General features: G+C 33.8%; 6 protein-coding genes. All 6 read left to right on the forward strand.

Annotated features, from left to right (window positions below; all coding sequences use genetic code 11):
* Window positions 1-195: 195 nt before the first annotated feature.
* Genes ACNQGG_RS07350 through ACNQGG_RS07375 form a run of 6 tightly spaced genes read left to right on the forward strand, consistent with a single transcriptional unit; the run spans window position 196 to window position 13,768 of the window.
* Complete coding sequence (locus ACNQGG_RS07350; protein WP_417962623.1) at window positions 196-2,409, forward strand: fasciclin domain-containing protein; 2,214 nt, start codon at window positions 196-198, stop codon at window positions 2,407-2,409.
* A 1-nt stretch (window position 2,410) separates the two neighbouring features.
* Window positions 2,411-5,689, forward strand: coding sequence for a SusC/RagA family TonB-linked outer membrane protein (locus ACNQGG_RS07355; RefSeq protein ID WP_417962625.1), 3,279 nt, complete (start codon window positions 2,411-2,413; stop codon window positions 5,687-5,689).
* Between the two features lie 19 nt (window positions 5,690-5,708).
* Window positions 5,709-7,220 (forward strand): RagB/SusD family nutrient uptake outer membrane protein, encoded by a 1,512-nt coding sequence (locus tag ACNQGG_RS07360; protein WP_417962627.1) that lies wholly within the window; start codon window positions 5,709-5,711, stop codon window positions 7,218-7,220.
* 11 nt (window positions 7,221-7,231) lie between these two features.
* Window positions 7,232-9,034, forward strand: coding sequence for a fasciclin domain-containing protein (locus ACNQGG_RS07365; protein WP_417962628.1), 1,803 nt, complete (start codon window positions 7,232-7,234; stop codon window positions 9,032-9,034).
* Between the two features lie 40 nt (window positions 9,035-9,074).
* On the forward strand, window positions 9,075-10,556 hold the full coding sequence (locus tag ACNQGG_RS07370; RefSeq protein ID WP_417962630.1) for a fasciclin domain-containing protein: 1,482 nt from the start codon (window positions 9,075-9,077) through the stop codon (window positions 10,554-10,556).
* A 20-nt stretch (window positions 10,557-10,576) separates the two neighbouring features.
* Window positions 10,577-13,768 carry a SusC/RagA family TonB-linked outer membrane protein gene (locus ACNQGG_RS07375; RefSeq protein WP_417962632.1) on the forward strand — a complete coding sequence of 1,064 codons (3,192 nt, stop codon included), beginning with the start codon at window positions 10,577-10,579 and terminating at the stop codon, window positions 13,766-13,768.
* The last annotated feature ends 18 nt before the right edge of the window (window positions 13,769-13,786 follow it).

A 13,786-nucleotide genomic window follows, 5' to 3' on the forward strand; every position in this document is an offset into this window, starting at 1 on the left:
TCATATTGTTAAAATAACAGTTAATAGATTATGAAATTAATATTTAATTAGCTTTTTTTTATATAACATAAAAAAACAGGATAGAACAGGATAGATGTGGTAAGGTGAACTCATAAATTTGAAAATGTTAAATATTCGTAAAAAGAGTTAAAAAAAATATAAATGTTTGTTCACAATTTTATAAGTTAATCTATAATGAAGAAAAAAATACACTACTATTTACTTGTCCTTCCGTTTCTGGCTCTTTTAGCCAGTTGTAGTCAAGACGTATTTGACGAGTACTATGCGCGTCCAGAAGGACTTGAAGCTCCTATTTATCAACGACTCGAAGCACGTGGCAATTTCAGCAACCTGACTGCTTTAATAGGAAAAGCGGGTTACAAAGATATTTTGAGCAAAGCAGGATATTGGACTATGCTGGCTCCTAATGATGAGGCGTTTACAAAATTCTTTCAAGAAAAAGGAATTTCAAACGTGACAGCCATTGATTCAGCTACAGCTGCTAAGATTGTAAGATATGCTCTTGTGTATAATGCGTTTCGAGAAGGGCAGCTTTCAGATTATCAATCATCAAAAGGATGGGTATTAGATAATGCGTTTCGAAGAAGAACAGCATTTTATGATGGATTTCTGACTAAAACGATAAACGGTCAACCAAAAGTGATAGTAGGTTCTAACCGTAATGGTTCTTTCAGTTATGTTTCTGGAGATAATAACAATAAGTATGTTACTTATTTTACAAAGGAATATTTTATAGCTAAAGGTTTAAGCTCTTATGATTATAATTATTTCTATCCTAATAAAGAATATTCAGGATTTAATGTTTTAGATTCAAAAGTAATTGAGGCGGATGTTATTGCCGAAAATGGATTTATTCATGAGTTAGATAAAGTAAATCTTCCATTAGAGAATATAGATCAGTATCTGGAACAAAATAGTAATTACAGTGTTTTTCGTAAAATTATAGAAGATAATTTAGTTAGTTATGTTTTTAATCAAACTGCTACAACCACTTATCGTAATTATAGTGGAAAATCTGATGATGTTTTCGTTAAGGTCTATGATCCTTCTTTAGTATTTGCACCTAATAATGAGAATTATTTAAAAGCAGAAGATAATGATGGTCAAGCTGATGCTTATACTATGATTGTGCCTGAAAATGCTGCTTTTGAAACTTTTAAAAACACTATTTTGCTTAAGAATTACCCTTCGCTTGATAAACTGCCTAGATATGTTTTTCAAGATTTGATAAATGCGCACATGGTGCAAGGTGCGGTGTGGCCAAGTATAAAAGGAAATTTTATTAATGGTTTAAAAGAGGATTTAAGATTTGATTTTAATAGTAATATCACCGATAAAAAAGTTTTAAGTAACGGATTTTTTTATGGTTCTAACATAGTTCAAAAATCAAATTTATTTTATAGTGTATATACTTCGGCTTATTTAGATCCAAAGTATAGTTTTGCAACTAGAATATATAATGACGGTTCAGGTTACAAGGAAATGATTAGCAATATAAATAAAAAATTTACGATTTTCTTGCCATCGGATGCTATATTGAGAAGCCTAGGTTATGAATATGATGCTAACCGTTTGTATTGGGTTTATGTTTCTCCAGCAAATGGAGCAACTATAACAGGAAGTAATGCTAGAAATAGATTATTAAGACTTTTTTACAATTGTATCGTTTATACACCTAATGGGGAGTTAAATAATATTGCCACTACTTCAGGAATTATTCGTACGGGAGATAGTGATCTTCCGGGTGAATATATAAAATGGAGCAATAACAAAATTTACGCAGCAGGTAATGTTATTCCTGGTGCTACTGCTGTTAATGTTACGGGAAAAGAAGTGCAACAAAATGGAATAGCTTATTATGTAGATAATCTACCTCAATATTCGGAGGAGTTACAAGGTTTGGTAATTAAGCGTTTAGCAGCCAGTAATACACAATTTAATAACTTTTATCTATATCTACTAAATTCTTCCATATATACCGCAAGTACTGGTAAAATTGAGGGAGTTGATTTAGGTACCTCTTATACTTTTATAGTGCCCAATACTGCAGCTATTGCAAGAGCAGTAACGGCTGGAATACTTCCTGCTAATCCAGCTACAACAAATCAGGGAGAAAGAGATTTGATTGCTGATTTTATCCGTTACCATATCATATCTAATAAGACAGCTTCAAGTGACGGACTTGTTACTGGGCTGTATGAAACATTAAGAAAAAATACTCGTGGGGATAAAACTTATGTTGAAATAAGTAGCACACCTGGGACCTTATCGTTTAAAGATAATTCAGGAAATAATTTAGCTGCTAATTTTATTTCACTCAGCAGTAATAACCTCGCAGATAGATCCTTAATCCATTTAGTAGACAACTATCTTAAATTTACGGAATAAAATGAAACAAAAAATTACAAATATATTTTACAGTTTTACAATTGCCCTTATTTTGCTGACAGCAATACCTGCATTAGCACAACAGCCTACTACTGCTACTTTGGTTCGTGGTCAGGTATTAGATGCAGGGGATAATCTAAGTATTCCTGGAGCAACTGTTGTAGAACAGGATAGCGAGAATCGTACTGTAGGGGGTGTGATAACTGATGCTGATGGAAATTTTGCAATACGTGTAAATCCAAAGAATAAATTATTTATATCAACGATTGGTTATAAATCTCAAAGTGTGCCTCTTAATGGCAGACAATCTATTAAGATTAAATTGGTTTCCAGTATTGAATCACTAAAGGAGATCGTTGTTATCTCTGCAAAGGCATCCGATAATGGATTAATGAAAATTGCTGATCGTGACCGAACAACCAGTGCTGTTAGTATCAATGCTGCGGATTTAGAAAATACGCAAGCAGCATCTATTGATGAAGCTTTACAAGGGCGTTTGCCTGGTGTGGATATTACAGCCACCAGTGGGGATCCAGGTGCTGGTATGCAAATACGTATTCGTGGTACTTCTTCTATCACTGGTTCTTCTGACCCTTTGGTAGTGGTTGATGGTATGCCATTCGAAACTTCAATTCCAGCAGATTTCAACTTTGGTTCTGCTGACGAACAAGGGTATGCTGCTTTATTAAATATTGCACCTTCAGATATAGAAACGATTACTATTTTAAAAGATGCTGCTGCTACTGCTATTTGGGGGGCTCGTGCTGCCAGTGGAGTTTTATTGATTACCACTAAACGTGGGGGAGTTAGCGCGCCAAAAATCACCTATACTTTTAAAGGAACTTATGCTGAGTTGCCTCCAACTATTCCAATGTTAAATGGAGATCAGTACTCACAATTGATTCCTGAAGAATTTATGAACAGAAACGGAGTGCCTTTGAATACTTTAACGGTTAAAGAATTTCAATACGATCCACAAGAAGTTTATTTTTATAAGAACTATAGTCAAAATACCAATTGGGTAGATGCTATTTCTCAAGCAGCTTTTACGGGAGAACACAATTTATCATTACAAGGGGGTGGACAAAAAGCACGATATTTCACCTCAGTGGGTTATTATAAAGGAAAAGGGGTGACTGTAGGTACTGGTTTAGAAAGAATGAATGCCAGATTAAACTTAGACTACGTAGTTTCAGATCGTATTAAGTTTAAAACGGATTTGTCTTATACGTATACTGATACCCAACGTAATTATTCTAATTCAAAGGATAGTGATGACAGACTAAGAGGAGTTGCCTATACTAAAATGCCAAATATGAGTATTTATGAGTATGATGCAATGGGAAATCTTACTCCAAATTATTTCTCACCAGCTTCAAATGTTCAGGGGACTTATCCTGGAACTTACAATCCGCTAGCTATGGCTGAGTATGCGACTAATGATCAAGTTGGAGTTCGTGTAGTTCCTCACTTTAATTTGAGTGTAGATATTATTCCTAAAGTTTTAATGTCGACTTTTGACCTTCAATTTGATTTTAACAATACCAAGGCTAGATCATTTTTGCCACAAAATGCAACGGGTCGTCCTTTTACTGAAACAGTAGTGAATAGAGCTTCTGATGCTGATATTGATGCCTCTAATGTTATTACAAAGACGAATTTTGTTTATACCCCAACGATAGGGAAAGATCAAACTTTTCAAACGGTTTTGTCATTACAATCTAATGATTATCGCTATACATCGCATCAGGCATTAACGTCAAATACGGCTTCGTCGCTATTGACAGATCCGTCAAATCCGTCCAGGACACAAAATTCGGATTTAACTTTGTCTACGAATAATAGTCAATCTAGGAATGTTGGTGCAGTGATAAGTGCTCAATATGGTTTGTTAGATCGTTATATTGTGAATGTTGGTTTGCGTGCTGATGGTAATTCAAAATTTGGTGCTAATAACAGATATGGTTATTTTCCCTCTGTATCCACACGTTGGAGAATTTCAGGGGAACCATTTATGCAGAAATTAGATTTTGTTGATGATTTAAGTATGAGACTTAGTTATGGACATTCCGGTAGAGCACCTCGTTATGATTATCGTTATTTTAATGTTTATGATAACTATGATAGTCAATATTTAGGAGTTAATGGAGTTGTCCCAACAAATATGGAATTGAGTAATTTACGTTGGGAGACAATAGTGGGTAAAAACCTAGGTTTCAACTTGCAATTGTTTAAAAAACGTTTGTCTATTGATGCCGAAATATATCAAAATACTACTAAAGATTTGCTTTTTGAAAATCTTGCTTTAAGTACCGTTTCAGGATTTGATAATATATCAGACCAAAACGTGGGATCTATGGAAAACACAGGATGGGAAATAGGTTTGAATGCTACTCCGTATAAATCAGGAAAATGGAAAGTAGATTTTAATTTTAATATTTCGGGTAATAAAAATATTATTAAAGAGATTTCTGAGTATTATCCTAGTGAAAGTGGAAACACCGATAGAAATGGGGAGTTTAAGCGTTTTCTTCAAGTTGATAATCCTTTTGGTTCGTTTTATGGATATAAATTTAAAGGCGTTTATACTGATCTTGATGCAACAAAAGCCAGAGACCGTAGCGGGAATGTTATTGTAGGACCTAATGGTCAAGAAGTATTGATGCGTTTCAATTACCCTAATACGGATTATGTGTTTCAACCAGGAGACGCTATTTATGAAGATATCAATAAAGATGGAAACATTGATAGTCGTGACGTAGTGTATTTAGGAAATAGTAATCCTAAACTAACAGGAGGATTTGGACCGTCAGTAAGTTTTAATAATCAATTTAAAGTATTACTATTCTTTACGTACCGTCTAAACTACGATATTATTAATGGAACTGACATGAGAACTACAAACATGTATGGATATAGTAATCAAAGTACAGCTGTTTTAGCAAGATGGCGCAATCCAGGTGATGTGACTAATATGCCAAGAGCTGTTTATGGTGCGGGATATAATTGGTTAGGTTCTGATCGTTATGTAGAAGATGCTTCATTTGTTCGTCTTCGTTCCGTTACAGTTAGTTATAATTTAGGAAAGAATTTATTAAAAAAATTAAATTTAGAAGATTTAAGGTTTTATCTAACAGCGGATAACTTGTACACTTTTACAAAATATAGAGGTCAAGATCCTGAGGTAAGTATGGGAAAAGGTCCTTTTGGTATTGCTGTAGACAATGCTAGTACACCACCTACTAAACGTTTCACATTTGGTCTTACAACTCGTTTTTAAAATAAAAAATATTTGATTTATGCAAACTAAAATAAAAACAATATTAGCAATCTTTATCCTTTTCGTTTCGGCAAGTTCGTGCGATAATTATTTAGATCTACGTCCTCAAGACGGAATTGTACGGGATGAATTCTGGAAAACTAAAGAGGATATACAGGCTGCTGTGACTGGGATCTACGCGTCGATGCTAAGCTCTCCTCCGGGAGTGGGTGATTTAACAATGACTCAATATTTATTTATGTATGGGGAATTGAGAGGTGGTATGGTGGTTGAAGATATATTTGTAACCGAGGACGAAAGAGATATTATGAATACTAATATTCTTCCATCTAATGAGTTAACTAGTTGGGCTGCATTTTACAGAACGATTAATTATTGTAATACAGTAATTGATTTAGCACCTGCGGTTAAAAATGAGGATCCAACCTTGACGGATAAACAATTAAAACATTTTCTTTCGGAAGCATTGGCAATTAGAGGGTATTTGTACTTTACATTGGCTCGTACTTTTAAAGATGTACCATTAAAATTAACGGCTACTTTAAGTGATCAGGATAATTTTCAAATAGCAACTAGTACACAAAGTGAAGTTTTTGCACAGGTAATTAAAGATTTGAAACAAGCTGATGAATATGCTGTTGAAGATTATGGAGATAATGCCTCAAACAAAGGGCGTATTACAACTTACGCTATTAATGCCATGTTAGCAGATGTTTATTTATGGACAGAAGATTATCCATCAGCGCTGGCAGCTACAAAAAAGGTGACCGGTTCAGGAAAATTTAAATTGATAGAAGCAGCGGCCAGTACTTGGTTTAATACCGTGTTTGCTAGAGGAAATTCGACTGAAAGTATTTTTGAATTTCAATACACTACATCTAATCGAGGACCATTTCATAATATGTTTTTACAAAGACCAGAATTTAAGGCTGATGCACTTTTGATGGATAATGTTTTTGGAATTGATTTTGATGATCCTGTTAATAAAAAAGACATTCGTGGGGATAGAGCATCATTGGTTGGCGCAACAGGCGAAATTTATAAATTCACTGGTTTAAATGGTGAGGATCGTAAGGCCTTACAAGACTCAGATACGCATTGGTTTGTGTATCGGTATGCTGATGTGATCTTGATGCAAGCGGAAGCTTTAGCAAGAATAGGAGGGGTAGATAACGGGCTAGCTGCAATTAAGAATATTACTGATATTCGTACGAACCGTAAAGCCCTTGCACAAACATCACAAACTGTTGGTGCAAGTGATACTAATGGTATTATTGATTATATATTAGCGGAACGTGCCCGTGAATTTGCTTTTGAAGGAAAACGTTGGTATGATCTATTGCGTGTTGCTCGAGCTAATAAATACGAACGCAAACAATTGTTAATTGATTTAGCTGTCGCAACTGCACCAGCAAATCTACAACAATCAATTATTGCAAAATTAAGGGATTCAAACAGTCACTATTTACCTATTAATACGTATGAACTTTATACTAATAAAGCACTTGTACAAAATCCATTTTATAAATAAAAAAATAAGTCATGAAAAGATTTTTAAGATTGCCTAGCCTGTTGAGACTTACTTTAGTGTTTTTTATAGCTATAGTGTTTCAATACTGTACACCTGAAAAAATAAAACAAAGTACTGATGATACTCTTAATATAACCGAATATTTAAGAGCTAATCCAGATTATTCGATGTTTTTAGAAATTTTGGATATTACCAATTATGCTTCATTTATGAATACTTACGGTACGTACACCTTATTTCTTCCTACTAATGATGCTGTAAAGCAATATTTAAAAGATGTTGGCGCTACTTCATTAAAGGACGTGCCATTAGTAGATTTACAAAATATAGCTAAACTGCACATTTTAGATAAAAAAATTGGCACTACTGATTTTACTGATGGAAAAATTGCAACGCCTACTTTATTTGGGCAGTATTTAATAACTGGGGCAGAAAATATCAATGAAGTTTCTAGTTTAACTATCAATAAAACGTCAAATATTCTAGCTTCTAACGTAGAAGCTGGGAATGGTGTGATACATGTTATTGATAAAGTGTTACGTGTTGCCAATAAAACGTTGGCACAGACTATAGAAGCTGATCCAAATCTATCTTTGTTTACTGAAGTTTTAAAAGCTACTGGATGGTTTGAGAAACTAAACCAACCGATTACTTATGATGCTAATAAAGTTGGTAGTTTTTTAACAGTTTTAGCACAATCTAATGTAGTATTTGAAAATACTACATGGAAAAATCCTAAAAATAATAATATTGAAATTAAATTAAATACTTTGGCTAATTTAAAACTAAGATACAGCCATTTAGGAAATCCAACAAATCTAACAGATAGTTTGAATTTGTATGTACAATATCGTATAATACCAGGTTTGAGTTATTTAGCTGATTTTGCAACAACTCCAGTGTTTGTTACAAAGGCTCCGTTGGAAGTAATTAGTTCAAAATTAGTTAAACAAGATATTTTATTAAATGAGGATATTTTTAATGGAGTACTTGAAAAAGGGGTTGGTGTTGTAAGAAAAAGTAGTGACGAGACTTCTTCTAATGGAGTATTGCATTATGTGGATGGAAATTTCTCAATTAAAAAGCGTGTTGCATCACCAGTTTATTTTGATTTATGTAATCAACCAGAAATGGCTGCAAATGTTGCTAATTACAGAAAAGTTGGAGGAGTGTCTTTTGGTTTTGTATTAGGAGGACTTAAGGATGTTACCTGGACAGGAAATAAAACATATACTATGTCATGGCAACCTAATGGTGGAGCAGTTAATGGGGATCTTTTTAATATTTTTCGTTTTCGTACTGGTACAGGAGGTTTGAATGATATTGAATTTAATACCCCGGTAATTATTAAAGGCCGTTATAAAATATGGGTTTCTTATCGTGCACCTTCTTCTAAAGGCTCTACTAATACAAAGGTGTTTTTTGATGGTGTACAAACCTCTAGAATTATCAATCATTTAGAAACAGCAAATGATCCTTCGTCTACTACAACGGGAATAACTGATAGAGTGTTAGAGTCGCAAGGTTACAAGCGTTATATATTTCCATTTGTTAAAGCAGATAATATGAATTGTAGACTGGTAGGCATTGTAGAAGTACCTACAACAGGAAGGCATAAAATTAAATTTGTTACAGACGCTTGTTCAGGTTGTAGTGCAGGTGATGCAGATAGATTCGATATGGTCGAGTTTCGTCCAGTAGAAATGGATCAAATATGGCCAAAATTTAAAAAAGGTTTTCCAGTGTCAGGGACTAGTAATTTAGTTCAAAGAGCAGAAGCCACAAACGGCGATAATAGTAATAGTGGTTATTAAAATTATAAAAGTGTACAAGTACAAACTTAATCAAGTAAAAATGATCGTATTAAATTTAAATTATAAAAGACTATTGGTTAGTTTGTTAACTATAGCCTTAGTCTCTTGTTCTAATCCTTGGGATGATCGTGAAAATAATGACGATGCCAATCTAGGTGTAAATCTGAGCGAGGCAATTACAAATACAACTGAAGTATCCCTGTTTGGAGCGTTACTCGTTCAAACGGGATATGACAAAATCCTGTCTGAATCTAAGACATATACCGTTTTTGCTCCTACTAATGAGGCTATCTACCAGTTGGATAAATCCATTCTTAATGATGCTAAGGGACTTAAACAATTTGTTGCAAATCATATTGCTTTAACCGCTTATTCTTCTATAAGAAGTGGGGAGAAAACACAAATAAAAATGTTCAGTGATAAATACTTAACATTCAAAGGAAGTACTATGATTGATGACGCTACTATTGTAACAGCTGATCACTATGCGGCTAACGGAGTGTTTCACATCATTAATAAAGCACTTACTCCTAAATTGAACATTTGGCAGTATATCAATTCTAAAGCAGGTTTATCGGCAACTAGTGACTACTTATTGTTCTTAAAAAGTTTTAGTATTTATAAAGCTGATAGTGACGCTAAAGCAAGTTCAGCTCCTGGGTATCTTGCAGATTCATTATCTAATTCGTATTTGAGAAATGTGTATAATTTGAATAATGAGAAAAATTCTTATACTGTATTCTTGATGCAAGATGCGGGATATAATGCTGAAGTGGATAAGATGAAACCTTATTTGATTAAGACATCTAATAATCCGGCTATTGACTCTACAGCAATTTATTCTAAGTATTTTACATTAAGAGATATGGCTTTTCCTAAAAAGTATGAGTTGAATGAATTGCCGGCAACTTTAACTTCAAGATTTGGTGTTGAGGTTCCTATTGACAAAACACAAATTGTAGGTGAACCAATACAGTTAAGTAATGGTGTAGTTTATATCATGAAAAAAGTAGATGTTCGTCTAGATAAACGTTTAGTTACTACAAAAATTGAAGGAGAAAAGAATATTAGTTATTTTAATGGAGGACGTAGTGCGATTTATTATCGCGATAAAAAAAATCCGTTAGATCCATTAGGTTTGTTATTCAATGATGTCATCGTACAAAACTCAGGTACGGCATCATTTATGTTGAATTATGACGCTAAAGATTTATACAGTACTACTTATAAAGTCTCTTGGAGAGCCATAAATGATTTTCAAACCAATGTGGTGCAACAGAGTTTAAGTTTTAATGGGAAATATACAATTACCAATAATATTGTAACTTTTTCTGATTTTATTGGTGTTATAGGTCCTATAAGTGTTCAGCCTAATTTTTATGAAGAAGTTCCTATTGGTAGTTTTACACTAACTAAGGCGCGTAATATCGATTTGATTTCATTAATCGCTGCTAATACTACCACAAACGGGAACAACTCCCTCACTCTTGATTATTTGAAATTTGTTCCTGTCCTTAAATAATATTCTATAAAAAATTAGTTATGCTAAAAATTATAAAACTAACCTGCCTAGTAAGCATGTTTTTTGCCGGGGAACTTTATGTGCCATTGTATGCACAAAAGGCTCAGGATTCAACTACTACTGCAATCCCAACCATAAATAAAAAAGTAAAAGGTATTTTAGTTAAAGGCGTTGTTAAAAATGCAAAAACCAAAGTTGCTTTATCAGGAATTAACATTACAGTCGAGGGATTTTCGGCAGCCATTACGAATGATGATGGTAGCTTTGAAATCAGGGTGCCAAATTTAGAAGCAATACTTAAAATAAGTGGTGGAGATTTTCAAGCTAAAGTATATGCTTTAAAAAAACAAGAATCAGGAATACAAATATTCCTAAGTGAGCCTTATTATGCTCCTGCTTATCAAGTAGCTAATCTTCCATCTGGAGACAAAATACAATATGATAATACGGGTGCAAATAGCGTTGTTAATTTTAAAAAAAATCAATGGTCCAGTCCTGTAAATGAATCTATTGGGGGGTTTCTTCAAGGGAAAGTGGCAGGGTTAAACACGGTTAGAAACTCTGGAACTCCAGGAGCGGGTACCTATTTATCGCTGCGAGGTTTTAATTCATTGTATGCGACTAACAAACCTTTGATTATTGTAGATGGAATGATCTATGATGATGAAGATTATGGCTCAGGAATTATACAAAATAATATTTCTTCTCCTTTAACTAATATAGATGTTAAAGACATAGAGGATGTAACTGTTATTAAAGATGGTTCTTCTCTTTATGGTACAAAAGGAGCTAATGGAGTAATTAATATTACTACTACTCGTGCTACAGAACTATCCACTAAAATTGATTTTACTATGTATGGAGGAGTAAATCAAGCTCCTGATCAGTTGCCCTTGCTTGATGCAAATGGCTACCGTACGCATCTATCTCAATTAGAAGCCTCTCGTGGGCTATCACAACAGCAGATTGCTGATTTGCCTTATATGAATGATAATGTAGGTTCTGCAGGGTATTATAAATATCACAATAATACGAATTGGCAAGATCAAGTTTTTAAGGCAAGTACAAATCAAAATTATTTTTTAAAAGTTCGTGGAGGAGATGATATAGCAAAGTTTGGTTTGTCTGTAGGGTATCTTGACAGTAAGGGGATTGTTCAACAAACCGATACAAAAAGATCCAGTACTCGTTTAAATGCAGCATTAAGATTAACGGAGAAACTTACTGTAGATGCTAATTTATCTTTTATCAATAATATTCAAAATCAATGGGATCAAGGATTTGCTTACAAAACAAGCCCAATGTATTTAGCACTTACTAAGTCACCATTTTTATATCACCATAATGTTGATGACGCTGGTCAAGTATCGCCAAATTTGGCTGATGTAGATTATTTTAATGTAAGTAACCCAAATGCGATTTTAAAGAATGGTTTTGGAACGAACAATAATTACCGCTTCTTTGGTAATTTTAAATTCAACTATGCTTTAAATAAGGCTTGGAATATTAGTTCTATCTTAGGATTAACATTTAATAAGGAAAGAGAAACGTTCTTTATTCCAGATTTTGGAGTGGCTAATGTTGTTCTTCCCACTGCTATAGGAACGAATCGTTCAGGAAGTGAAGTTCAAAGTTACAAAGGTCTTTATACGGATACTTATGCTAACTACTTTAAAAATTTCAATAATGACAACAACTTAGAGGCTCGTTTTGGAATTAGAACGCAAAGTAATAAATCAGAAAGTGATTTAGGTTTAGGTTACAATTCTTCTACGGATGATTTTAAAAGTGTGGGTGCTGGATCTAACTTGCTACGTCAAGTGGGAGGAGTATTAGGAGAATGGAATTGGTTAAATATTTATGCCAGTGCAAATTACAACTATCGTCACAAATATTTCTTGACAACAAGTTATGCGGTTGATGGATCAAGTAGATTTGGAGATGAAAAGTCAAATGGGGCTGATAAATTTGCACTTATGACTTCCATAACGGGAGCTTGGTTAGTATCATCTGAAAGCTTTATGAAAAATTTAAAGGCTATAGATTATTTAAAACTTAGAGCTAGTTATGGTCATAGCGGTAATGATGATATAGGAAACTTTACTGCACAACAATACTATGTTTCTCAAAATTTATTGGGCGTACAAGGTCTGGTAAGGGGGAATATTGGAAATCCAAACTTAGAATGGGAAACGGTAAAAAAACTTAATTTAGGTGCTGATTTAGGGATATTGAATGAGCGCATTAATGCATCATTTGATGTGTTTTACAATAAAACTCAGAACATGATTACTTATGAAACAGTTAGTAATACAAGTGGATTTGATTATGTTGTTTCCAATAGTGGGGCAATGCGTACTTTAGGGGGCGAATTAGCATTGAAAGCACGTGTTGTAAATTCAGCTGATTTTACTTTTGATTTTGATTTGAATTTAAGTCGTTACAAAAACGAAATTCAAAACTTGCCAAGTGGTGATATACTTACTCAATTTGCTGGAGCTACTTATTTGACATCAGTAGGTAAAGATGCTAATTTATTCTATGGTTTAAATAGTGCCGGAGTATATAGTACTGCTGCCGAAGCTACTGCAGCAGGTTTAAACAAACGTTTGTCAAATGGTGAATTAGTTCCTTTTACAGCTGGTGATATGCGATTTACAGATACTAATAATGATAAGGTAATAGATAACAAGGACCGTATGGTCATTGGGAATCCTAATCCAGATGTAATGGGTAGTTTCTCAGCTAATATTACTTACAAGCGTTTTAGTCTTCAAGGGTTGTTTAATTTCTCGATTGGGAATGATATTTATAATGGATTGCGTTACAATCTGGAAAAAATGAGTGGATACGAAAACCAAAGTGCAGCTGTAGCTAATCGTTGGAGAGTAGAAGGACAACAAACAGATATTCCAAAAGCAACTTGGGGAGATCCAATAGGGAATGCTGAATTTTCAAACAGATGGATTGAAGACGGTTCTTATTTAAGACTTAAAACGGTAGTGTTGGAATATAATTTTGCTGTAAACGACATGAATTACGTTAAATATATCAAGCTTTATGCAACTGCTAACAACTTATTTACGTTTACTAAATATCTTGGTTATGATCCTGAATTCAGTGCTACATCATCTATATTCGGTCAAGGAACAGATATAGGTTTAGCTCCTCAGTTCAGAACATTGCAACTAGGACTGCGTCTAGGACTTTAATTATTTATACTACAGAAA

Origin of the sequence: Flavobacterium esculini (genome assembly GCF_048284325.1) — a bacterium.
Classification (GTDB): Bacteria; Bacteroidota; Bacteroidia; order Flavobacteriales; family Flavobacteriaceae; genus Flavobacterium.